Source organism: Faecalibacterium sp. I3-3-89 (assembly GCF_023347275.1).
Lineage (GTDB): Bacteria > Bacillota > Clostridia > Oscillospirales > Ruminococcaceae > Faecalibacterium > Faecalibacterium butyricigenerans.
The window spans coordinates 486,417-510,218 of the sequence record NZ_CP094468.1; the positions used below are offsets into that span (position 1 = coordinate 486,417).

The window sequence follows — 23,802 nt, forward strand, 5'->3', positions numbered from 1 at the left end:
AACGATGCATTCACAAACAAAGGCCCTGCTCTGTACAACCTCTCAGTCTGCTTCGCAGACAAGGCCGGGTTGCGGCTCCCAGCGTCTGCTGCGCTGTCGCTTGCATCCTGCTGGCCGCGGCCCCAACGGCGACTCCCTGTTTCCGCCGCTGGCGGCGGTCGTCGCCGTTGCCCCTTGTAGGGGAGCCTCTGGCGAAGAGGGAAACTTTCCGGTATGCCAAGGCCTCCCCTCGATAGGGGAGGTGGCATCGCGCAGCGATGACGGAGAGGTTCGGCCTCAACTCAGCCCTTGTCCTTTAAGCATATTCTGCAATACTGTCAGGTCTGCCGAGAGATCCATGCTCTCGGCGGCATACAGCGCATCCAGCTGGTTCTCGAATGCGGTGGCGATGGAGGCCGCGTTGTGCTCCACCTCCGACCGGATGGCGGCGGCGTTCTCGCCCCGCACGCCCTGACGGGCGAGTCTGGCGTACTGCTCGAGGATGTTCACCGCGTCGGGCAGGTAGTAGTTCGCAAAGCGGCGCACCTGCTTGGCCTTGGCGGGGCTGGCCTCCACCGTCTCCACGATGGAGCGGCCCGCCTTTTCCATCCGGGTCATGGCGGCGGAAAGCTCCGGGTCGGGCAGAGCCTCGTTCAGTGCGTGGAGGGCGTCCAGCTTCTGCTGGATGTCGGCCAGCATCTCGTCCACATCGCCGCTGCCGGTGTGGAAGGGCACTTCGTGCTCCACCACCCGGGGCGGGCAGACTTTCTGGGCCGCACCAAAGGCCGCGCCAGTGCAGCCCAGCGCCACCAGCAGTGCCCATAGCTTATAGACCGGCAGCACGGCACACAGCACCGCGAACACCAGCGCCGCCGCATACCACGGCAGGACGCTGGGTTTTGTGGTGCGGATCACTTTGCTCATGGGGGTTCTCCTTTCCCGAAGGGGCCGGCTGCCCCTTGTACTCTTCCATAATAAATCCTTTTCTCCATAAAACGCAAGCGTTTCATGAATAATTTACAGGTTCGAAACGGTTATATAATCTTTGAGAGCCACGCCCCAGACCTCCCGCAGCTTTTCGGGGCGGCAGGCGGCGTTGGCGGGGCTGGTGCTGGGCAGCCTGACTGCCGGGATGCCGGACACCGGCAGCAGGTACTTTGTATAGATGCGGTGGGCCGTGGCCCCGTTGCAGAACACTGCCTCGATGGGCGCTTTGGCTAAGAGAGAGGCAATGTCGTTGGGCACGACATCCCGGATGGAGGCATCCGACGCGCCGGTGATGGTGCAGCTTTCCAGCGTGTCCCAGAGGGCGAGGCCGTGGTGGAGGATGAGGCCCTTTTTGGCCTCGATGTCCTCCCGGGCGGGGACAGGCTCGCCGGTGAGGGCGGCCATCATGGGCCAGAAGCGGTTCTGCGGGTGGCCGTAATAGAAGGCCATCTCCCGGCTTTTGGGGCTGGGCCATGTGCCGAGGATGAGGGCGCGGCTGCTCTCGGAATAGATCGGTGCGAAGCTCATCGTTCCATCGTCTCCCACGCAGAGCCGAGGTCGCGGCTGGACGGCTCTGCCCTCGGGCCGTCGAACCACAGCTCTTCGATGAGGGCGGAAAGACCGTCCTCCCGCACGTCGCCGATGATGCGGTCGGCGGCGGCTTTGGCGTCGTCGGTGCCGTTGGACATACAGCAGCCGAGGCCGGCGGCTTTCAGCATCCCCACGTCATTGGCGGAGTCGCCCGCCGCCACGGCCTCGGCGAGGGAGAGGCCCATCTTCTCGCAGAGGTCTGCGAGGCCCGCGCCCTTGTCGATCCCGCCCCGCACGATGTCATAGAAGTGGGAGCCGTCGGGCAGCTGGCCGCCCGTCTGCATGAAGTGAAGGCCGAGGTGGCCGTACTTTTCGTGGAACCGCTCCAGCGCCCCCTCGGGGAAGAGGCAGAACGCCGCGTGGGGCATATCGATGAGGTGGCGGTCCTGGTCTTCGCCGTCCACACAGTCCAGCCCGACGCTGTTCATCTGGGTGTAGCAGCTGCGGAGCGTCTCATACTCGCAGTAAGCATAGTATGCGTCCCGGAAATTGAATTGCAGCGGGTAGTTGTAATCCTCGCAGAAATCCACCAGCGCGTACATCTCCTCGTTGGTCATGGGATGCTCGGCGACGATGGTGCCGTTTCGGTCCACGACGCAGGCACCGTTGCAGGTGATGGCGTAGTCGAACCGGATGCCGCCCAGCTGGCCTTTCCGGTTGATGGCAGACCACGCCCGGCCGGTGCTCAGCACGAACTTTCCCCCGGAGGCCTGAAGCTTCTTCACGGCCTTGACTACCGCCGGGCGGGGCTGGCTCTCACCGAAGGGGACGAGGGTGTTGTCATAATCGCTTGCGAGGATCTTATACTGCATGGTGTTCTCCTTACTATACTTCTGTATGAGCTGAGTATATCACAAAATGGGGGATTTGTCTCAAGAATATGCCGTTAAAAGCCTCTCCCTTTGGGAGCAACAGCTCTGACCGCCGCCAGTGGCGGAAACAGGAAAGAGCTGTTGGGGCCGCGGCCAGCAAGACGCAAGTGCCTTTCAGAGCACGAAGCGGATGCTGGGTGCCGCAACCCGGGCTGTGGCAATGCGAAGCAAAGACAGAGAGGGCAAGGCTGTGAAGAGAAAGGCTCTTTTTCACGATAAAAGAAAACATCCGCACTTCCCCGTTTTTAGAGAAGAAATGCGGATGCTGAAAAATAGAATGCTCAGACGATAAACGCGACCACGATCTGGATGCCCACGCCCACAGCTGCGCCGCAGGCCCACGTCAGACCGGTGATGAAGAGGTTCTGCTTCCACGAGGGGTTCGCCCGCCACAGCACAGCGAGGCCCACGCCTGCGCCGGTGCACAGACCGGCAACGAGGCTCGAGAAGCGGAGCGCACCCTCGACATAGAGCTGGGTCAGGAGGACGCTGGCGGCGCAGTTGGGCACGAGACCCACCAGCGCGGCCATCACCGGCTGGAAGAAGCCCATCCGGCCCAGCACGGCGGCAAAGACGTCCTCGCCCACGCCCTCGACGATGAGGCCGAACACAAGGCTGAACGCGAAGATAAAGACGAAGATCTCGAGGGTGTGGCGGAGCGCGGCCTTCCAGATGGGCTGGGGCTGGCCCTGATCATCGCTGTGCTCCTCGTGGCAGTCCACCTCATCGGCGTGGCCGGTGTAGCCGCCCCGCAGGCTGCGGGGCAGGGCCTTGCGGAGGACGAAGTCCAGCATAAAGCCCACAAAGATGGCGTAGACGACCTTAATGACCATCAGCAGAGCCAGCTTGTCCCAGTAGGCGGGCATGGACACCAGCAGGGGGATGGCCTCATCGCTGGTAGCAAGATAGACGGCCATCAGAGTGCCCAGCGTGATGACGCGGGAGGCGTAGAAGTTGGATGCGATGGCCGAGAAGCCGCACTGGGGCACGCAGCCCAGAACAGCCCCCGGGATAGCGCCCCAGCGTCCGCCGCCGGCCAGCAGAGTCTCGATGCGCTCGCCGTGGCGGGTCTCCACATATTCAATAAAGAGATAGGCTAAAAATAGAAAAGGGAGCATCTTGGCGGTGTCCACCAGAGACTCGGCCAGTACGTCCAGAAAAAGTTCCATCGTGATACCTCGTGATTGATGATAAAGTATAGGGAAGGTGTGTTCCGCCGAAAATTTGCTTCAGTTGCCTAAATTGCAACCTGATTGCATTTTAGGCGCAGGAAAGAGTATACACGCATTCTGGGTGAAATGCAAGACCAAAATGCAATCTTTTTGCATTTTTCGCAAAAGAATGACTTCTTAAAACTTTTTGAAAGGAAATCAGATAAAACCTATTGACAATGTGGGTATAGGAGGATATAATGCAAACAACAAAACCACACGCCTTGTAGGTTGAATGAGAGTTCAGAAAGGAGGGTACTCAAATGACGCTGATCTGGAAAAATCTTCTGCACGCCAACTTCCGCTGTGGGCGAATGTACAGCGCCCGGGCTGAGAAAGAAACTCTGAGCCAAAGCTGTACGGTGCCCTCTATGCCGCGAATGCGCGAGCGAATGTGACGCCCAAGACAGACAAAAGGTTCTGAGTGGAGAACGATTTCTTTGCCCGGCAGACGAAAGGTGAGAACTCCCACGCTGCCGGGTATTTTTATGAGTAAAAATAATACTTTGAGTACAAATAGAGAGGGAAAATACTATGTCTGATTATAAGTTTGAGACTCTGCAGCTCCATGTTGGTCAGGAGCAGGCCGACCCCGCTACCGATTCCCGCGCCGTCCCCATCTACCAGACCACCTCCTACGTCTTCCGCAACAGCCAGCACGCCGCTGACCGCTTCGGTCTGGCCGACGCCGGAAACATCTATGGCCGTCTGACCAACTCCACGCAGGACGTGTTCGAGAAGCGCATCGCGGCGCTCGAGGGCGGCGTCGCTGCTCTGGCCACCGCTTCCGGCGCGGCGGCCATCACCTACACCATCGAGGCGCTGGCGCAGGCCGGCGGCCACATCGTGGCCCAGAAGACCATCTACGGCGGCAGCTACAACCTGCTGGAGCACACCCTGACCCAGTTCGGCGTCACCACCACCTTTGTGGACGCACATGACCTGAAAGAGGTCGAGAACGCGATCCAGCCCAACACCAAGGCTGTCTACCTCGAGACTTTGGGCAACCCCAACAGTGACATCCCCGACATCGACGCCATCGCGGCCATCGCCCACAAGCACGGCCTGCCGCTGGTCATTGATAACACCTTCGGCACCCCGTACCTCATCCGTCCCATCGAGCACGGCGCGGACATCGTCGTCCACTCGGCCACCAAGTTCATCGGCGGCCACGGCACCACGCTGGGCGGCATCATCGTGGACAGCGGCAAGTTTGACTGGAAGGCCAGCGGCAAGTACGGCAACATCGCTGCCCCCAACCCCAGCTACCACGGCGTGTCCTTCGCGGACGCCGCCGGCCCTGCCGCCTTTGTCACCTACATCCGCGCCATCCTGCTGCGTGATACCGGCGCTACCATCTCTCCCTTCAACGCCTTCCTGCTGCTGCAGGGCACCGAGACCCTGAGCCTGCGCATCGAGCGCCATGTGGAGAACACCAAGAAGGTCGTGGAATTCCTTGCCAACCATCCGCAGGTCGAGAAGGTCAACCACCCCTCGCTGCCGGATCACCCCGACCACGCCCTGTATGAGAAGTACTTCCCCAACGGCGGCGCTTCCATCTTCACCTTCAACATCAAGGGCGGCCGTGAGGAAGCCTTCAAGTTCATCGACAACCTGAAGATCTTCTCCCTGCTGGCAAACGTGGCGGACGTCAAGAGCCTCGTCATCCACCCGGCCTCCACCACCCACAGCCAGCTGACCGACGCGGAGCTGGCCGAGCAGCAGATCTACCAGAACACCATCCGTCTGTCCATCGGTACCGAGCATATCGACGATATCATCGCTGACCTCGAGGCAGGCTTCGCAGCCGTCCGCGGCGAATAACTCCGGCGTTTCTTCCGTCCCCCGGAAGCAAGCACCCTGAAAACGCTATTTTCTCCTCCATTCTCCTGAATTGCATAATAGAAGCGGCCAGCCGCCCTGTGTCTTGCAGGGCGGCTGGCTTGCTGTTTGCGGAATGACCGTCTGGCTCAGTGTGCAGGCAGTCATTCCGTTTTATATAAAACCACCCCCGCACAGCTTGCGCCGCGCGGGAGTGTGAGGGGAGAGGATGTTTCAGGAATTATTCGTTGCCGGGGAAGTGGGGGATGCCGTCAAAGCCCTTCTGCAGGTCGGCGTCGGTGGGGATGCAGTCGGTCATCTTGCCGTCGTGGAACTTCTCGTAGGCCACCATGTCGAAGTAGCCGGTGCCGGTGAGGCCGAAGACGATAGTTTTTGCCTCGCCCGTCTCCTTGCACTTGAGAGCTTCGTCGATGGCGACGCGGATGGCGTGGCTGCTCTCCGGGGCGGGCAGGATGCCCTCGATGCGGGCAAACTGCTCTGCTGCCTCAAAGACGCTGGTCTGCTCCACGCTGGTGGCCTCCATCAGGCCGTCGTGGTAGAGCTGGCTGAGGATGCTGCTCATGCCGTGGTAGCGCAGGCCGCCCGCGTGGTTGGGGCTGGGGATGAAGCCGGAGCCGAGGGTGTACATCTTGGCCAGCGGGCAGACCATGCCGGTATCGCAGAAGTCGTAGACAAATTTGCCGCGGGTGAAGCTGGGACAGCTGGCCGGCTCGACGGCGATGAAGCGGTAGTCGGCCTCGCCCCGCAGCTTCTCGCCCATGAAGGGGCTGATGAGGCCGCCGAGGTTGCTGCCGCCGCCGGCGCAGCCGATGATGATGTCAGGCTTGACGCCCAGCTTGTCGAGGGCGGTCTTGGTCTCGAGGCCGATGACGCTCTGGTGGAGCAGTACCTGATTCAGTACACTGCCCAGCACATAGCGGTAGCCGGGGGTGGAGGTGGCGACTTCCACGGCCTCGCTGATGGCACAGCCGAGACTGCCGGTGGTGTCGGGGTGCTCGGCAAGGATCTTGCGGCCCACATTGGTGGTCATGCTGGGGCTGGGAGTGACCGATGCGCCGTAGGTGCGCATGACCTCGCGGCGGAAGGGTTTCTGCTCATAGCTCACCTTGACCATGTAGACCTTGCAGTCCAGCCCGAAGTAGCTGCAGGCCATGGAGAGGGCGGTACCCCACTGGCCCGCGCCCGTTTCGGTGGTCACGCCCTTGAGGCCCTGTTTCTTGGCGTAGTAAGCCTGCGCGATGGCGCTGTTCAGCTTGTGGCTGCCGCTGGTGTTGTTGCCTTCGAATTTATAGTAGATCTTCGCCGGGGTGCCGAGGGCCTCTTCCAGTCGGTAGGCGCGGCACAGAGGACTCGGACGGTACATCCGGTAGTATTCCCGGATCTCGTCCGGGATGGGGATGTAGGCCGTGGTGTCGTCCAGTTCCTGCTGTACCAGCTCATCGCAGAAAACGCCGTCCAGCTCCTTGGCCGTCATGGGCTTGAGGATGCCGGGGTTCAGCAGGGGAGCGGGCTTGTTTTTCATATCGGCCCGCACATTGTACCATGCGGTGGGCAGCTCCGATTCTTCCAGATAAAACTTGTACGGGATGTTCGCTTCGGTCTTCATAAGGCTTGTCCTTTCCGGGCCGGATGCACATGCCGGCCCTTGCTTGCGGGACAAGAGGGAAAAATAAAAACCGCTCCTGTCCCAAAACACATTGCGTGAATTGGGACAAGAGCGGATAAAATACTCCTGCGGTGCCACCCAATCTTGACAGGAATGACCCTGCCCACTCGTGATATGCCAACACATACCGGCTTTGTTCACGGAGACGCTCTCCGTCGCCCCTACTGCGCATAAAAATGCGGTTCGGTTTGCCCTCAAAAGCCCATTCTCATCCGCGCCCACACTGCCCGGTCTCAGCTGCCCCGGTGCTCTCTGTACTGGTGAGTTTTGCGGTGATACTTATGCTTTCTCACTGGTTTGGTGGGATTTTATCACCTCACGAAAGTGAAGTCAATACCTTTTCTGAAAAAATTTTGAGAGGCGGAAAGCGAAGTCGTACTACTACCTGAAACCTGTGCAAGGGGGATGAACACCAGCCGCCCCGGGGGGCTGTACACCACTCCGGGAGAGCAGCTGTAGAACAGAAAGAGGGCCGCCGCGGCTGCTGCCAGAAGGAGCAGAAGCCCCCGATGATGGAACGATAGAACACGATGCCCGGGCCGCTGACGCCGCATACAAGACCCCTCCCTTTCTCGTTTGGCCCATCCTATGCCCGCTGGAGCGGCGGTGTGCGATTGTGCCGGGACGAAGAGTGTGGTACACTATAGCCATCAAGATTTTTGTGATACGGAGAGACTTATGCTGACCATTACACTGCTGGGCACGGCGGCCACCATGCCCCTGCCCGACCGCGCACTTACGGCGGCGGTGGCCGAATGCGGGGGGCACAGCCTTTTGCTCGACTGCGGCGAGGGCACCCAGACCGCCGCCCGCCGGGCCGGGGTCAACCTGATGAAGCTGGACGCCATCTGCCTGACCCACTACCACGGCGACCACATCTTCGGCCTGCCGGGGCTTCTGCAGACGCTGGGCTGTCAGGGCCGTACCCGCCCGCTGGCGCTGTACGGCCCGAAAGGCCTCGGCGAGGTCTGGGCCGCGCTGCGGGTGCTGACCGGGCCGCTGCCCTATCCGGTCTGCCCCGAGGTGCTGGACGCCCCGGCGGCGCTCCGGGCGCGCTTCGGCGGCTGGCCGCAGGGGGCAAAGCTGACGCCTGTCCCCACCCGCCACCGGGTCACGAGTCAGGGCTACCGCCTCGATCTGCCCCGGGCCGGGCGCTTTTCGCCCGAGAAGGCCCGGGCGCTGGGGGTGCCGGTGCAGCAGTGGAAGATGCTTCAGCAGGGCCAGAGCGTTGCGCTGGCCGACGGCAGCAGAGCGGCGCCGGAATCGGTCCTCGGCCCGGCTCGGCAGGGTCTGAGCTTCCTCTTTTCGGGGGACACGGCTCCCTGCGCCGCACTGGAGCAGGCTGCAGCGGGGGTGGACCTTCTGCTCTGCGACGCCACCTACGCCCTGCCCGAGCAGGCTGCACAGGCGAAGCAGTACGGCCACAGCACCTTCGGCCAGAGTGCGGCCCTCGCTGCAAAGGCCGGTGCAAAACGGCTCTGGCTCGTCCACTATTCGCCCATGATCACCGACCCGGAGGAGGAGCTTGCGCAGGCCCAGAGCCTCTTCCCGGCGGCGGAGTGCGGCTTCGACGGCAAGAGCATTGCGCTTCAGTATGAGGAGGAAGGCGAATGAACATCGTTCTGGAACCCGGTGCCGCCGCCCTTCTGGATGAGCTGCACCGGGCAGGCTTTGGGGCCTACGTCGTGGGCGGCTGTGTCCGGGACAGCCTGCTGGGCCTTGCGCCCCACGACTGGGATCTCTGCACCGCTGCCTGCCCCGGGCAGGTGATGGAGCTGTTCGGAGAAGACCGGTGCATCCCCACCGGCTTGCAGCACGGCACCGTCACCGTCAAGCGGGATGGAAAGCTGTATGAGATCACCACCTTTCGCACCGAGGGCCGCTATTCCGATGGCCGCCACCCCGACAGTGTGGCCTTTGTGCCCGACCTCCGGGAGGATCTGGCCCGGCGGGACTTCACCATCAACGCGATGGCCTACAGCGCCGAGGAGGGCTTGTGCGACCCCTTCGGCGGGCGGGAAGACCTTGCCCGGGGCGTGGTGCGGGCGGTCGGTGAGCCGCTGCGCCGCTTCGGGGAGGACGCCCTGCGCATCCTGCGGCTCTACCGCTTTGCGGCCCGGTTCGGCTTTGCCATCGACGAAGCCACCGAGGCGGCGGCAAAGCAGCTGGCTTCCCACCTCGACTGTGTATCGGCAGAGCGCATCGAGGAGGAACTGAACAAGCTTCTGGCCGCACCACAGCCGGGGGCATACCTTGAGCCGGAGGTGCTGGCCTTCGTCCTGCCCGAGCTGCCGCCGGAGGAACTGACAAAAGCCCGGAGGCGGATCGATGCTCTTCCGGCGGGGACGGAGCAGGTGTCTGCCCGCTGGGCGGCGCTGCTGCTGCCGCTGGGTGAGACGGGGGCGAGGAAAGCGCTCAAGCGCCTGAAGTGCTCGAACGCCAGGATAGACGGAGCGGCGGCTCTGGTGCGTGAGTGTGGAGAGAAAACTCCCGACGCTCTGGACAAATGTGATCTGTGCTTGCAAGCCAAACGTCTGCTGGGAAAATATGACCTCCATACCGTGCGGCAGCTGACGGCCCTCTGGACGGCCCTTGCGCCGGAAGAAAAAGCGTCGTTCGATGCCCTGCGGGCCGAGGCCGAAGCGCTGACGGCGCAGGGGGCCTGCTGCCGCATCTCCCAGCTGGCCGTGAATGGCCGCGACCTGATGGCGGCGGGCGCTGCGCCCGGGCCGGGCCTGCGGCGGGTGCTGGAAGCCCTGCTGGAGGAGGTCATCACGGGCCGCCTGCCCAACGAAAAGACGGAGCTTCTGGCCTTCGCGGCCGGATTTTCTGCGTCTTGACAAGAGAAAGAAGCTGCGGTAGTATATATCTACTGTTTTAGTGTGTTATAACAAAAAGAGGAACAGAATGACAGAAACACAGAACACTTCCCGCCGCCCCGGTGCCCTCATCGCCATGAGCGGCGGTGTGGATAGCTCGGTGGCGGCATGGCTCATGCAGCGGGACGGCTTCGACTGCACCGGCATCACCATGCGCCTCACCCGCAACGAGGCCGTGGACACCGAGGGGCTGCACACCTGCTGCTCCGAGCGGGACATCGAGGACGCCGCCGAGGTGGCCTATGCGATGGACATCCCCTACGAAGTGCTGGACTTCACCGCCGATTTTCAGGAGAAGATCATCGACAAGTTCATCCGGGTCTACGAGGCCGGCGGCACGCCCAATCCCTGCATCGACTGCAACAAGTATATGAAGTTCGACCACCTGCTCCGCTGGGCCGAGGCCCACGGGCTGGACTATGTGGTCACGGGCCACTACGCCCGGGTGGAGCAGGACGAGGCCACCGGCCGCTGGCTGCTGAAAAAGGGGCTGGACGAGGGCAAGGACCAGAGCTATGTGCTCTACAACCTCACGCAGGCGCAGCTGGCTCACGTCCGTCTGCCGCTGGGCAGGCTGCACAAGAGCGAGGTGCGCGCCATCGCCGAGGAGCAGGGATTCGTCAACGCCCGCAAGCACGACAGTCAGGACATCTGCTTCGTGCCCGATGGCGACTACGCCCGCTTTATGGAGGACTTCACCGGCAAACACTATCCGGCGGGCGATTTCCTCGACGTCAGCGGAAAAAAGGTGGGCACCCACAGCGGCGCGGTGCGGTACACCATCGGCCAGCGGAAGGGGCTGGGCCTTGCCATGGGCGCGCCGGTCTACGTCTGCGCCAAGGATATGCAGGCCAACACCGTCACCGTCGGCCCGGAGGCGGAGCTGTTCGATACCATCGTCTACGCCGACGAGGTGAACTGGATCGCCATCCCGGAGCTGAAAGGCCCCCTGCGGGTGACGGCCCGCACCCGCTACCATCAGGTCGAGCAGCCCGCCACCGTCTACCCGGCGGGGCCGGACGGCTTCCGGCTGGAATTTGACCAGCCCCAGCGTGCCCCCACCCCCGGGCAGGCCGTTGTGCTGTATCAGGGGGATACCGTCCTCGGCGGAGGGACGATCATGAGAGTGGAAAAGTAAGGAGAAACAATATGCAAGACCAGTATTCCCGCACCCAGATGCTGCTGGGCGCGGAGGCAATGACCAAACTGCACAACTCCCGTGTGGCCGTATTCGGCGTAGGCGGCGTGGGCGGCTATACCGTGGAGGCGCTGGCCCGCAGCGGCGTGGGTGCCCTCGACCTCATCGACGACGACAAGGTCTGTCTGACCAACCTGAACCGCCAGATCATCGCCACCCGCAAGACCGTGGGCAAATATAAGGTGGATGTGGCGGAAGAGCGGGTCCACGACATCGACCCCGACATCAAGGTCACGACCTACAAGACCTTCTTCGGCCCCGAGACGCAGGACAGCTTCGACTTTACCCAGTTCGACTACGTTGTGGACGCCATCGACACTGTCACCGGCAAGCTCGCTCTGGTCATGAAGTGCAAGGAGGCCGGTGTGCCCATCATCTGCTCCATGGGTGCGGGCAACAAGATGGACCCCACCCGCTTCGAGGTCACGGACATCTACAAGACCTCCGTCTGTCCGCTGGCCAAGGTCATGCGCACCGAGTGCCGCAAGCGGCGCATCAAGCACCTGAAGGTCGTCTACTCCAAAGAGCCTGCCATGACCCCCATCGAGGACGATTCCATCAGCTGCAAGCAACATTGCATCTGCCCTCCGGGCACCCAGCGCAAGTGTACCATCCGCCGCTCCGTCCCCGGCTCCAATGCCTTTGTGCCGTCGGTCGCGGGCCTCATCATCGGCGGCGAGGTCGTGAAGGACCTCGTGGGCTTCGTCCCCCTGAAGGGCTGATATTTGATAAAATAACAAAACGGCAGGTGCGTCGCACCTGCCGTTTTCTTTGTTATGGGATGATCTTTACTGCTCAGGAGCAGCGAATGCGATGGGGGTAGCGCCTGCGGCTGCGTCCACGCTCTTCAGGGAGATGGGAGTGGTCTCGTAGTGCAGGGTCTCGAAGCTCTGGGTGCTGCCGTCCTCATTTCGCTGAAAAAATCAAGAGATCTATGCGCAGAATGCACAACAAGATGATAACTTTTACTAAAATGAAATAGAACCTTCACAATGTCAGCTGCGGTTCAGTCTCCGCTGCGCCAGTCCGAAGCCGACGGCGCTGGCGGCGAAGGTGGCGTAATAGCTGGCCAGCCGGTAGAACATCAGCAGGCTCATGGACGCAGCATTGGGGAGGAAGCTGCCGTACACCAGCAGAAAGGCCGTCTCCACCGACCCCATGCCCGCCACGTTGGGCAGAGCGTTGGAGACGAAGAGGGTCAGTGCGGCGAGGAGCTGCACCTGCCAGAAGCGCAGCCCGGCGTCCAGCCCCATGAAGCGCAGCCCCATCCACGGCAGGCAGAAGAGCAGAAAGAGTTTGAGCAGATGGACGCCCAGAATGGCGGCGCAGCGGGCTTTGTCCGCCAGCAGATGGCGGCTCTCGGTGCTCAGGGTGTCCAGCTGCCGGAGCCAGTCGGCCCGGCGCTCGGCCCAGCGGCCTGTGTCGGGCAGGAAATGCAGCAGCCACCGGGCCAGACGCTGCACCACCGGCAGGGCGCAGAGGGCGATCAGCCCCACGATGACCCCTGCCACCACGGCGTAGGCTGCGGGCAGATACCGCAGCACGCCGTCCGAGTGGGCCGCCAGCCAAGGGCGGCCTGCCAGAAGCAGCAGGGTGGTGTAAAGCAGAACGGCCGTTTTGTGAAAGACATATTGCAGGGTCATGAGGCCTACGCCCGGGCCGATGTCCAGACCCCGGCGGTGGAGATACCACGTCTGGAAGGGGACAGACCCCGCGCCGAGGCCCACCACATTGCCGAAGGTGCCCATCCATGCGTTGTCGATGCCGTGGCGCAGAGAGAACCGGGGCAGGCGGCTGCGGACGATGAGCCAGCTGACGACGCCCTCCAGCAGCGGATAGCTCAGGCCCACGGCCAGCGCCAGAAATCCCTGCCAGAAGGTGAGCTGGCCCAGTGCAGCGGAGATCTCGGCCCAGTGCTCCCGGAAAATGAACACCACGATGCCGGTCAGCAGGGCCAGAACGCCCAGCGAGAGCAGGGTCTTCCGGCGGGAAGGGGCAGGGGAGGCGGACGAACTCATGGGGGAAACTCCTTTCAACAAAAACGGACTGGGATAAACTCTGGGAAGAGTATACCACAGTCCGGAGGTGCATTTGTAAAGAGATGCCAAATTTTTTGCCTCAATTTTGGCAGAGTGATAAAGTGGATTCGCCGGTAAGCTCCCGGACCGCCTGCTTCAGGCCGTCGGCAAAGGCCTGCTTCGAGTAGTGGCGTTCATACAGGTCGCGGCAGGCCTGCCGCATGGTGGCCAGTTTTTCCGGGTGGTCGATGGCCCATGCCAGACGCTCCGCCAGCTTTTCGGGGTCGTCATCCTCGTAGACGAAGCCGTCCACCCCCTCGGTGATGAGTCCGGCGGTGCCGGTGTGCTCCGATACGATGGCGGGCTTGCCGAAGATGAGGCCCTCGGTGACGAAGGTGGGCATGGGGTCGTCGCGGGAGGCGCAGACGAGGCAGGTGCACTGGGCCATCAGGCTCTTGATCTCATCCCGGGTCAACCGCTTGACGTAGAAGACGTTGTCGGGGCAGTCCGCCGTCAGGCTGCGCACGGCGTCCATCATCTCCGGCTCGGCAGCCTTGCCCACAAAGAGGAAGGAGGCTTTTTTCATCGTCTCCGGCGGCAGCAGCCGGATGGCCTTGCAGAAGATGTCCTGCCCCTTTCGGTTCTCGAAGGAGCCGACGGTGGCGAAAAGGGGACGCCCGCCCGCATAGCTCAGGTCATAGTGGGCGAATTTCTCGGAGGCATAGTCCGGCAGGCCGTAGATGAGAGGCCGGATGTTGAACTCCGGCCGCACCGAGTGCATGGCGTTGGCGGCGTGGCTGCCGACGGAATAGACCCGGATGTTCTCCCCCAGCTCTTTGGGGATCTGGTGGGCGATATGGGGGTAGCCCGCGAAGGCGTCGTGGAGCCACCAGAGTACCGGCACCCGTGCCCCGCTCAAGGCACGGACAGCCCGGGCCTCGACGACAGTGTTGGCGAGGACGAAGTCGGCGCAGAGGGCCAGCCCCCACAGCAGGGGAGACTGGACGCAGCCGCGCCGGGTGATGACGACAGCCCCGGCTTCGAGGAAGAGCGGCATCGAGCCGCTGTCCTCCGGGCCGAGGACGACCACCTCGTAGCCCATGCTGCGCAGCACCGGCACAGCGCTGACCAGCACGATGGGGGCACCGGTCATGTCCAGCAGGTGGCTCATGATGAACACCCGCTTCCCCTTCATCGACCAGACATCCTCGGCACAGATGTCCCGCTCGTAGTGGGCCAGCGCCAGCGGGAGACAGACGTGGTTCCGGCTGAGCTTTGCCGCCAGCGTCAGCAGCTCGGCGGGGTTCCCGGGGTCACGGGCCTCGGCCAGACAGCGCAGCAGCAGCTCCCGGGAGACGAGGGCGCAGCCGGGGCAGGCCGCAAAGCTGGGGCTGTGGTAGAGGGCAGTGGCACCTGCATAGCCGAAGACGGCGTCAGTGGTGACGTAGTCTGCGCCGCTGCGCAGCGCATCCGCAAAGCAGGACAGGGCCGTGGGCATCAGGCTCAGGTCTTCTTTCGCCAGCAGCACGCCGCGGGCGCTGCCCAGACTCCCGCTGGAAAGGTCCTCTGCCAGCAGGAACTTGCGGTGGAGCTGGTCGCGCAGGGAGGCTTCCAGCGAGGCCCTCCGCCCCGGTGCGTAGACGGCGAGAAAGACGTCCTGTGTATCAAGATATTCCTGCTTGGCGAGCTGTGCCCGCTGCAGGGTGGTATAACGGCTGTACATCCCGGTCCTCCTCTCAGCTGCCACGATGGAACAGGCTCACCAGACGGCGGAGGGGCAGTGTGAGCTTCCAGCTGCTGGACGAAAGGACATTTTCCAGCGAGTTTTCGTAGGCCCGGCTCCGGGCGGTCAGCTCGGCGTTGGCCTGATGCAGCTCGGAGATGTTCTTCTGCAAGGCGTCGATGGTCTGCTTCTGGTCGGAAGAGGTCTTTTCCAGCTGGTCCAGATGTTTCTGCTCACAGACGCGGGTCTTCTGGAAATACTGCACGCCCTCCAGCACTGCGGCGAAGAGCGGGTCGCCTGCCAGCGCCTCCAGCGGGAAATAGCCGTAGCTCACGCCCAGCTTCATCCCGGCGGGGAAGCGGTTCATCCCTTCCAGCATGAGGTTGGGGTCGTCGTTCAGGAAAAGGATGCCGTCGCCGTGGAGCGGTACGCCGTTCACCGGGCGGCAGAGGATGCGGTCATCCGAAAAGACGAAATTGGTGATGCAGCAGGGCAGCTCGCCCGGGTCGAAGCGGAGATTGACGGCGGCCTCGGGCAGCTCGAAGGTGGCCGTCACCATCCCGTTCATCTCGTCGTATTCGTAGTCCGGGGCTTTGACGGTGTCCCTCTGGGAAAAGCCGAAGCCGGCATCGAAGTAGAGCAGCGGCTGCACCAGCGCAGGTGAGTCGGCCTGCATCTCTTTCTGGGGGTGGGTGGCGTAGAAGGTCTGCAGCTGCTTTTCCAGCTCAAGGCAGCGCTGGGCCAGCCGCGAGGTACCCTCATCCGCAAGCCTGAGCTGCTGTTCCAGATCCGCAATGCGGCTGCGCAGAGCCGCTTCAGGAGTATCGTTCATCATTACCGGGGCCTCCTCAAATTTATCGCAAGGCGTACAACCCTCGCTGCAAGCCCATGCATCGAACTAATATAGTCTGCCCTGAAAAAGGGCCGGATACCAAAGCGCTGTATCTTTAGTGTTTTGCCGCATAATGACGGCTCTTGTCCCGTCGCCGGGGCTTGTCCGCAGTCTTGCCGCCCCGGAGCTTCCGGCCCAGCTCTTTCCGCCGCATCAGAAGCTCGGTGATGGCGAAGATGGACGCCAGCGAGAGCACGAACTGCAAAAGCATCCCCTGTACCGGACGGTCAGCGTATTTCGCCGCCATCAGATACCATGGGATGGCCGTCAGCTCCACGGTGTGGATGCAGAAGATGAAGAGCGAGCGCCGCCCCACCCACTCGATGGCGTGGGAGATGGGGCCGTCCACCCGGCGCTGCAATTTCAGGAAGAGCCGGATGATGCCGTAGCCCACTGCGCCGTCCAGAAAGATGCTCACAGGCCCCATCGTCCACTCGCCCAGCGAGACGCAGTCGGTGCTCTGGGTCAGCAGGACGCCTGCCACGACGCCCAGCGCCGCCGCGATCAGCCCGGCTCTGGCCCGGCCGGAAAGGGGCGTCTCAAACAGGCGGCGCTTCTTGGCCAGATAGCCGATATAGAGGTAGGGCAGCGATACCATGCCCTGCGCGATGCAGAAGGGGGCCTCCCACACCAGCGTGATGCCCCAGCCCAGCAGGGTGACGCCGATGACGGCCGGGGTTATGTACCGCTCGGGGAAGATGTCGAGAAGGACATCGAGAAGGATCCACGCCAGCATCAGGGCCACCAGATACCACATCGGCCCGCAGGAGAAGAACTCCTGCCCGAAGTAAGAGGCCGTGTGGGGCAGCCCCAGCAGGAAGCCGCCCAGCACCTTGCCCGACTGGGTGATGGCGTTGGGCCACGAGCCGAAGGCTGCGTGGTGGATGAGGCAGTGGAGCACGGTGGTGGCCGCTGCCGTATAAAGGTAAGGCTTGAGCAGGGTCTTGATCTGCTGCTCGATGCATTTGTGGATGGAGCGCTTGCGGAAGCCGTAGCCGCTGGCGATGAAGAAGGCGGCCATCAGCGCTTCGCGGTAGGCGAAGAGTGCAAAGGCGAAGGGGGTGACGTCGTCGGTGCCGAGGGGGTAAAGCTCTGCCGTGTGGGCAAAGACGATGGCCAGCATTCCGATGCCTTTCAGCAGGTCGAACATGCCAAGGCTGCTTACGGTGCGGGGCTTGGTGCCTTCCATATAAGGGGTCCTCCTTGTAGTGCGCCGCCTGTCCCGGAGGCCCTGAAAGGCCGTGTTTTGGGCGCGATAGATAAAAATATGAAGCTCGGCGGGGAGCTTTTTTGCCAAATGATATAAACAGTATAATGCTTTTTGGGGCTTCTGTCAATTTGCAGGGGACGAAGCTTCCGGGCAAAGTTTCGTCCTGACGAAAAAAGTGTATCACAGCTTTTGTCCCGTCGCAACAAAAGGAAGGATTTACATCCGGTTGCACAAGCTGAGAGCAAGTTTAAATTGCATATTTGTGCAATGAAATCTTGCGTTTGCGGCGCATATGCGGTATACTGTTGCCGAGAGGAATCGAACCAGAACTTTCCTCTGTTTGCCAGAAATGCGGAGAGTCTGGAACAAAATGGTGCTGTTTATTTTTCTTGCGAATAAAAAAGGAGTAAGACCAATGGCTGAAGAGATCAAAGTCCCCGCAGGCATATATGATATGGTGACCCGCTGCATGGAGCAGGAATTCCCCGACAATGTGGCTATCCGCTATGTGGCCGCCGACGGCAAGACCGTCGTGGAAAAGAAGTACCGCGAGTACGCGCAGGACATCCGCCGGATGACTGCCTACCTCAAGGCAGAAGTGCCCGGCATCAAGGGCCAGCGTGTTGCGCTGCTGAGCCGGAACAGCTACGAGTACTGTGTGGCATCCTTCGGCATCATCCTTGCAGGGGGCGTCCTCGTGACCCTCAACCAGAAAAAGATGTGGGAGGAGCTGGAATATGAGCTGGGTCTTGTGGAACCGGCCCTCATCCTGAACGACGGCATCGACTACGGCTGCCGTGCCGAGCTGGAAGCCGCCTACGGCCCGAAGCTCCGCCCGATGGACTGCTATCGGAACACCGCCCCCGGTGAGTTGACCAACTGCATCGGCCACGACGACCTGATGATGCTGATGTTCACCTCCGGCACCACCGGCCGCAGCAAGGGCGTCATGCTCTCGGAGCGGAATATGTGCACCAGCCTCTGCACCTACGGTGCCCGGGCTGAGAACTGGATCACGTCCCGTCTGCCGGAGGGTCAGAAGCTGCCGCTGAGCCACATGACCCTGCTGCCCCTCTTCCACATGGCCTGCTTTGTCTGCGTCATGTCCTACCCGCCCGCCGGCTGGGCACTGAACCTCTGCAGCGACATCCGCGACTTCTACCGCGACCTCGGCCTGATGCACAGTGACATCATGGCCTCGGCCCCCATGCTGGTGGAGACGGTTTACAACGACTTCAAGCGGGGCCGCGTCAGCCGCCTCAACGGCCTGTGGGACCTGTGCTGCTCCTCTGCGGCCCTCGACCCCAAGATGCTGCTGGAGCTGGCCCAGAACGGCTTCGTCATCAACCAGTGCTACGGCATGACCGAGACCTTCGGCGACGGCATCCTGAACTTCACCCAGACGGCCGACCACATGAGCGCCGTGGGCAAGCCCGACGACCACGTTCAGTATAAGCTGGACGAGACCGGCGAGATCTGCATCAAGGGCGACTGCGTGATGCTGGGCTACTACAAGGATCCCGAGGCCACGGCAGAGGTCATCGACGCCGACGGCTGGTTCCACACCGGCGACCTTGCCCGGATGGATGAGGAAGGCTTCTATTACATCACCGGCCGCAAGAAGAACCTCATCATCCTCGCCAGCGGCGAGAACGTCAGCCCCGAAGAGCTGGAAAAGAAGCTGGCCCTCTGCCCGGCCATCATCGAGTGCATCGTGAAGGAGAAGGGCCAGAAAATTTGTGCTGTCGTCTACTGCCCTGAGGATAAGCAGGAAGAGGTCCGGGCCTTCGTCACCGAGGTGAACCGCAGCTTGCCGCTGTATAAGCGCATCAGCGCGGTGGAATTCACCGCCGAACCGCTGCCCCGCAACGCTCTGGGCAAGCTGCTGCGCAAGTAAACAATAAAACAGCGAAAAAGGACACGCCGCGTAGTTGCATTTCTCTGCCGAAACAGGTATTATTACGTTGAGGCAGAAAATGTCAGCTGCCGGCGTTTCGCTGCAATAAAGAAAAACAGCAAGGAGCGACAAAAATGATAAATACTGTATATGAGCTTATCACGGACGTCATGGCGAAGCAGTACCCCGACCGGGTGGCTTTCCGCTATGTGGCCGCCGATGGCAAGACTGTGGTGGAAAAGACCTACGCCCAGTATGTGCAGGACATCCGCAGGGCCGTTACTTATTTTAAGGAGAATATCCCCGACATCAAGGGCAAGCGTGTCGGCATCATGAGCCGCAACTGCTATGAGTACGGTGTCAACAGCTTCGGCGCGATCCTCGCCGGGGCCGTCGTCGTGACCATCAACCAGAAAAAGACCTGGCCCGAGCTGGAATATGAGCTGGGCCTTGTCGAGCCTTCCCTCATCGTCAACGACGGCATCGACTATGGCTGCCGCCCCGACATCGAGGCCGCCTACGGCGATAAACTCCGCCCGATGGACGCCTTCAAGGACAGCGCGCCTGCAGAGCTTGTTGACTGCGTGGGCCATGATGATTTGATGGTGCTGATGTTCACTTCCGGCACCACCGGCCGCAGCAAGGCCGTCATGCTCTCGGAGCGCAACTTTTTTACCACTGTGGAGTGCCAGGTCAAATTCGGCGACGCCATGCTGGACTATAAGCACGAGCATATGCCCGAGGACAAAAACGACGTCCTGAGCAACTTCGCCATCCTGCCCCTGTTCCATCTGGGTACGTTCATCTGCCTCTTCGTTTGGGCCTGCAAGGGCTGGGCGCTGAACCTCTCCGCCGACATCCGCGACTTCTATCGCGATCTCGGCCTGATGCACAGCGATGCCATCGCTGTGGCTCCCATGCTGATGGAGGCCATCTACAAAGACGTCAAGCGGGGCCGCCGCGCCCGCCTGAACGGCATCTGGAACCCCTGCGGCTCCTCTGCCATGTTTGACGGCGCCATGCTGGCCGAGCTGGCACAGCAGGGCATGATGATCACTCAGGTGTACGGCATGACCGAGACCTGCGGCGACGGCATCATCAACTACGAGCAGGACGAAAAGCACATCCGCGCCGTGGGCAAGCCCGACGACCACGCCGAGTACAAGCTGGACGAGACGGGCGAAATTTGCATCCGCGGCGGCTGCGTCATGCTGGGTTATTACAAGGACCCCGAGGCCACCGCAGAAGTCCTCGACGCCGACGGCTGGTTCCACACCGGAGACCTGGCCCGTGTGGATGAGGACGGCTTCTATTACATCACCGGACGCAAGAAGAATATCATCATCCTCGACAACGGTGAGAACGTCAGCCCCGAAGAACTGGAAAATCTGCTGTCCAAGTGCGAGGCCGTCAAGGAATGCATCGTCAGGGAGAAGGGCAAGAAGATCTGTGCCGTCATCTACTGCGGCGAGGCCGACCAGCAGACCGTCCGCGACTTCATCACCGAGACCAACCGCACCCTGCCGCTCTACAAGCGGATGAGCGCCGTGGAGTTCAGCACTGAGCCTCTGCCCCGCACCGGCACCGGCAAGCTGCTGCGCAAGTAAGAATAAACCGGGCAGGCTGCGGAATACTGGAAAAGAGCCGCAGCCGCCTTTAATGGAACTACGAAAGGAAGATTCAAACTATGGAAAGAACCGAGATCGTGTCCCAGATCCTTGCAATTCTGGAAGATGTTGCAGAAATTTCCCCCGATGATGTGAACGAGAACAGCGTCCTCATGGACGACCTCGACCTGTCGTCCATGGAGATCCTGACCGTCGTGGCTGACCTTGAGGAGACCTTCGGCCTGCGTATCCCCGAAAAGGAGCTGCGCAACTTCGTCACCGTCAGCGATCTGGCCGACTATCTGGCTGCGCACGCGGGGGAATAAGGGATGGATGCCGAACAGCGCTCCGTTTTTCAGGGCATCGTCTACTACTACCGTGAAAACATGGTCAACTGCCGCTATCAGGTGACGCTGAGGGATGCTGTGGACGGTGCGCTCTTGCAGCAGGCTCTGGATGCGGCCCGGGCAAAGGCACCCTACTATTTCCAGAAGCCGGTGTGGGAGAAAAAGCTGCTCCACCTCGAACCGTCGGACGCCCCCTGCCCGGTGCGGCAGGGCAGTGCAAAGCCCGAATTTCCGGACGAGAACGGCTTTACTGTTGCCCTGAGCTATGAGGGAAAAGTCGTCTACTTTGACTGGTTCCACTTCATGGCCGATGGCCGGGGCATAGCACCCTTTATGACCATGGTGCTGCAGTTCTACTGCAACCTGCGGTACGGCACGACCTTTGAGGGCCGTGCCCTCGTGACCGACCCGCCCTACGACATCGAGGACATTTTGGCCAAGTACCCCGAGAGTCAGGTGGCCAACGATATGCAGCGCCCCGTGGTGCAGACCTTTGAGGAGACGCCCACCTGCTGCCGCGTCCGGCTGGAAAAGGCGGGGCTTGTGGACGCGGCCCTCCGCTGCGGCGTCAAGCCCTTCAGCACCCTTACGGCTCTGCTCTGTAAGGCGGTGCGGGCGTATCTGGACAAGGACGAGGTGCTCTACAGCTACTCAACGGACGCCCGGGACGCGCTGCGCGTGCCGAACGCCCTCTACAACTGCGTGGCCTCCTTCCAGCGCAAGCTGCCGCTGACGGCAGATGCCCCGCTGGCCGAGGTGGCCGTGGGCGTAGACGCGGACCTGAAGGCGAACCTCGCCCCGGAGAAGAAAATTTTCCGCATCGCCGAGCAGATGGGCTGGGTCTACCGGGTCTACCAGCAGAAGGCCAGCCTCAGCATCAAGAAGCGCATCTTCCAGATGGGCGAATACATCAGCGGCTTTCCGGCCGACTTCTGGGTGAGCTATCTGGGCGACCCCTTCAGGCCGTCCAGCCCGGAGCTGACCCGGTACATCGAGGATTTCCAGACGTGGGTGCCCGCGGACGGCGCATCCATCGGTTTGGAAGCCACCAGCCTGCACGGGGTCATCACCCTCTGCATCAAGAACAAGGTGCCCCGCCCCGGCTTTGCCGAGGCTCTGCGCGCCGCTTTCGAGGCCGAAGGCATCCGGGTGCTGGAGGCCGTGGAGCTGGGGGAAGACCTTACATAAGAAACAACCTCTCCGTCACGCCGTAGGCGTGACGAAGAGGTTTTCTTTATCCTAAACGTAATTTTTACACCGATTTTTCATACGTCGTACTTTTTCGAAAAAATCGCCTGAAAAGACGATTTTTCCCTTGCATCCAACAGTGTGTCGTGGTAAGATAGGCCGAATGCGACCGAAACACACTGGGAAACGGAAAAAGTGAGGAAAATCGTATGGAAAAAAATAAAAACAGCGGCTCGCTCCTAGCGAAAAGGATGGCAGTATCTCTGGTCTGCGGCCTTGCGGCAGGCTTTGCCTTTATGATGCTGCGTGAGAAGCTCGTTGCTTCCGGCAACAGCGGTATCTGGCAGACCATCAACGACCTGCTCTTTCAGGACATCACCACCGAGGGCGCAGAACGTGCACTGGGCCTGTTCTACATCATTGGCCAGCTCTTCATCAAGGCACTGCAGCTGGTCATCATCCCGATGGTGTTCACCTCCATTGCGCTGGCCATCGGCAGCATCGCCGACACCCGCACCATGGGCCGCATCTCGGCCAAGACCCTCTTCTGGTTCCTGCTGTGCTCCTTTATGGCGCTGGCACTGGCCGGCTGCGTGGGCTATGCCACCTATTCCATGGGCCTGTTCAACACCCACATCGAGGGCCTGACCGAGGCCGCCGGCTCCACCGGCTCCAACCCCCTGAACGTGGTGCTGAACGTCATCCCCTCCAACATCGTCACGGCGTTCGGCAGCAACAACGCGGTGCTCTCCTCCGTCTTCCTCGCCGTGGCCGTGGGTCTGAGCATGAATGTGCTGGGTGAGAGCCGCACGGCCACCCTCCGCCGCCTGCTGGGCGAGGTGAACGATGTGGTGGTGGTCTTCCTCAACTTCGTGGTCACGACCTTCGCCCCCTTCGCTGTCTTCGTGCTGCTGACCCGCACCTTCGCCATCTACGGCATCGACTACCTCAAGCCTGCGCTGGTGTACGTGGTAGTCACGGTGGCTCTGCTCTTGGTCTTCCTGTTGGTGGCCTACCCTTTGGTGGTGGCGCTGGGCGCGAAGCAGAACCCCATCACCTTCATCAAAAAGATCGCCAATGTGGCCGTTTTTGGCTTCTCCACCTCCTCCAGCGCGGCGACCCTGCCCCTGAACATCAAGGTCTGCACCGAGGACTTCGGCGTCGATGAGTCCATCGCCTCCTTCGTCCTGCCGCTGGGCATGACCATCAACATGGACGGCACTGCCATCATGCAGGTGGTCGCCACCGTCTTTATCGCGGGCTGCGCCGGATACACCGTCACGCCCGCCCAGCTGGTCGTGGTGGCCCTGCTGGCTCTGCTGGCCTCGGTGGGCACCCCTGCCGCTCCCGGCGCAGGTGCCGTCATCCTCTTCACCATCCTGTCCGGCGCGGGCTTCGTCAACGACAGCGCCCTGCTGGCCTACTCCCTCATCCTTGCCATCAACCGCCCCATTGAGATGCTCGTCACCTCCCTGAACGTGGTGGGCGACGCAGTCGCCAGTATCTGTGTGGCCAAGAGCGAGGGCCTGCTGAACGAGGAAAAGTTCAACGCATAATTGACCTGTGATATACAAAAGCGCCTCTCCGGTAAAGCGGAGGGGCGCTTTTTGCTCCGGACAGTCCTCTTTTTTACACAAAGTCCTCAACCGCCGCCGGGGTTTTACACCGATTTTGCGCCGGCATGGTTTCGGGCCG

The 23,802-nt window shown here is 61.7% G+C and carries 20 protein-coding genes; 11 read left to right on the forward strand and 9 right to left on the reverse strand.

Features of this window, described 5'->3' with window-relative positions:
* Positions 1-276 precede the first annotated feature (276 nt).
* The 4 genes from MTP38_RS02295 to MTP38_RS02310 form a co-directional block, all read right to left on the reverse strand.
* Positions 277-903 (reverse strand): 5-bromo-4-chloroindolyl phosphate hydrolysis family protein, encoded by a 627-nt coding sequence (locus tag MTP38_RS02295; protein WP_249234126.1) that lies wholly within the window; start codon positions 901-903, stop codon positions 277-279.
* A 93-nt stretch (positions 904-996) separates the two neighbouring features.
* The gene (locus tag MTP38_RS02300; protein ID WP_249234127.1) at positions 997-1,494 is read right to left on the reverse strand and encodes a DNA-deoxyinosine glycosylase; all 498 of its coding nucleotides are present in this window, start codon (positions 1,492-1,494) and stop codon (positions 997-999) included.
* Positions 1,491-2,369 (reverse strand): HAD family hydrolase, encoded by an 879-nt coding sequence (locus tag MTP38_RS02305; RefSeq protein WP_249234128.1) that lies wholly within the window; start codon positions 2,367-2,369, stop codon positions 1,491-1,493. Before MTP38_RS02305 ends, MTP38_RS02300 begins: the two co-directional genes overlap by 4 nt.
* Before the next feature lie 341 nt (positions 2,370-2,710).
* The gene (locus MTP38_RS02310) at positions 2,711-3,598 is read right to left on the reverse strand and encodes a putative manganese transporter (RefSeq protein WP_249234129.1); all 888 of its coding nucleotides are present in this window, start codon (positions 3,596-3,598) and stop codon (positions 2,711-2,713) included.
* Between the two features lie 305 nt (positions 3,599-3,903).
* Between MTP38_RS02310 and MTP38_RS13625 the strand changes: the two genes are divergently transcribed.
* Together MTP38_RS13625 and MTP38_RS02315 are read left to right on the forward strand one after the other, a co-directional pair.
* A complete protein-coding gene (locus MTP38_RS13625) occupies positions 3,904-4,038 on the forward strand; it encodes a hypothetical protein (RefSeq protein ID WP_255668139.1) in 135 nt (44 codons plus the stop codon).
* Positions 4,039-4,174: 136 nt separating this feature from the next.
* Positions 4,175-5,464 (forward strand): O-acetylhomoserine aminocarboxypropyltransferase/cysteine synthase family protein, encoded by a 1,290-nt coding sequence (locus MTP38_RS02315; RefSeq protein ID WP_249234130.1) that lies wholly within the window; start codon positions 4,175-4,177, stop codon positions 5,462-5,464.
* Positions 5,465-5,702: 238 nt separating this feature from the next.
* Here MTP38_RS02315 and MTP38_RS02320 read toward each other — a convergent pair whose 3' ends face one another.
* Complete coding sequence (locus tag MTP38_RS02320; RefSeq protein ID WP_249234131.1) at positions 5,703-7,088, reverse strand: TrpB-like pyridoxal phosphate-dependent enzyme; 1,386 nt, start codon at positions 7,086-7,088, stop codon at positions 5,703-5,705.
* Positions 7,089-7,826: 738 nt separating this feature from the next.
* Between MTP38_RS02320 and MTP38_RS02325 the strand changes: the two genes are divergently transcribed.
* From MTP38_RS02325 to MTP38_RS02340, 4 genes are all read left to right on the forward strand, one after another.
* Positions 7,827-8,762, forward strand: a complete 936-nt coding sequence (locus MTP38_RS02325; RefSeq protein WP_249234132.1) for a ribonuclease Z — start codon at positions 7,827-7,829, stop codon at positions 8,760-8,762.
* Positions 8,759-9,988 carry a CCA tRNA nucleotidyltransferase gene (locus MTP38_RS02330; RefSeq protein ID WP_249234133.1) on the forward strand — a complete coding sequence of 410 codons (1,230 nt, stop codon included), beginning with the start codon at positions 8,759-8,761 and terminating at the stop codon, positions 9,986-9,988. Before MTP38_RS02325 ends, MTP38_RS02330 begins: the two co-directional genes overlap by 4 nt.
* A 67-nt stretch (positions 9,989-10,055) precedes the next feature.
* A complete protein-coding gene (gene mnmA, locus MTP38_RS02335; protein ID WP_249234134.1) occupies positions 10,056-11,165 on the forward strand; it encodes a tRNA 2-thiouridine(34) synthase MnmA in 1,110 nt (369 codons plus the stop codon).
* Positions 11,166-11,176: 11 nt separating this feature from the next.
* Positions 11,177-11,947, forward strand: a complete 771-nt coding sequence (locus tag MTP38_RS02340; protein WP_227620929.1) for a tRNA threonylcarbamoyladenosine dehydratase — start codon at positions 11,177-11,179, stop codon at positions 11,945-11,947.
* Between the two features lie 273 nt (positions 11,948-12,220).
* Here the strand turns inward: MTP38_RS02340 and MTP38_RS02345 are convergent, their stop codons facing one another.
* From MTP38_RS02345 to MTP38_RS02360, 4 genes are all read right to left on the reverse strand, one after another.
* Positions 12,221-13,243 (reverse strand): lysylphosphatidylglycerol synthase domain-containing protein, encoded by a 1,023-nt coding sequence (locus tag MTP38_RS02345; RefSeq protein WP_249234135.1) that lies wholly within the window; start codon positions 13,241-13,243, stop codon positions 12,221-12,223.
* Positions 13,244-13,343: 100 nt separating this feature from the next.
* Positions 13,344-14,966 (reverse strand): glycosyltransferase, encoded by a 1,623-nt coding sequence (locus MTP38_RS02350; protein WP_249234136.1) that lies wholly within the window; start codon positions 14,964-14,966, stop codon positions 13,344-13,346.
* A 13-nt stretch (positions 14,967-14,979) separates the two neighbouring features.
* Positions 14,980-15,801, reverse strand: a complete 822-nt coding sequence (locus MTP38_RS02355; RefSeq protein ID WP_249234137.1) for a hypothetical protein — start codon at positions 15,799-15,801, stop codon at positions 14,980-14,982.
* 112 nt (positions 15,802-15,913) lie between these two features.
* Positions 15,914-17,047 carry an acyltransferase family protein gene (locus MTP38_RS02360; RefSeq protein ID WP_249234138.1) on the reverse strand — a complete coding sequence of 378 codons (1,134 nt, stop codon included), beginning with the start codon at positions 17,045-17,047 and terminating at the stop codon, positions 15,914-15,916.
* Between the two features lie 436 nt (positions 17,048-17,483).
* On the opposite strand from MTP38_RS02360, the gene MTP38_RS02365 reads away from it, so the two are divergent.
* The 5 genes from MTP38_RS02365 to MTP38_RS02385 all read left to right on the forward strand — a co-directional run bounded on the left by MTP38_RS02365 (position 17,484) and on the right by MTP38_RS02385 (position 23,663).
* Positions 17,484-18,965, forward strand: a complete 1,482-nt coding sequence (locus MTP38_RS02365; protein WP_249234139.1) for an AMP-binding protein — start codon at positions 17,484-17,486, stop codon at positions 18,963-18,965.
* Between the two features lie 134 nt (positions 18,966-19,099).
* Complete coding sequence (locus MTP38_RS02370) at positions 19,100-20,572, forward strand: class I adenylate-forming enzyme family protein (RefSeq protein ID WP_249234140.1); 1,473 nt, start codon at positions 19,100-19,102, stop codon at positions 20,570-20,572.
* 80 nt (positions 20,573-20,652) lie between these two features.
* Entirely contained in the window at positions 20,653-20,898 is a 246-nt protein-coding gene (locus tag MTP38_RS02375) for an acyl carrier protein (protein WP_158402670.1), read from the forward strand.
* Positions 20,899-20,901: 3 nt separating this feature from the next.
* Positions 20,902-22,107 carry a hypothetical protein gene (locus MTP38_RS02380; RefSeq protein WP_249234141.1) on the forward strand — a complete coding sequence of 402 codons (1,206 nt, stop codon included), beginning with the start codon at positions 20,902-20,904 and terminating at the stop codon, positions 22,105-22,107.
* Between the two features lie 209 nt (positions 22,108-22,316).
* On the forward strand, positions 22,317-23,663 hold the full coding sequence (locus tag MTP38_RS02385; RefSeq protein WP_249234142.1) for a dicarboxylate/amino acid:cation symporter: 1,347 nt from the start codon (positions 22,317-22,319) through the stop codon (positions 23,661-23,663).
* Positions 23,664-23,802 lie beyond the last annotated feature (139 nt).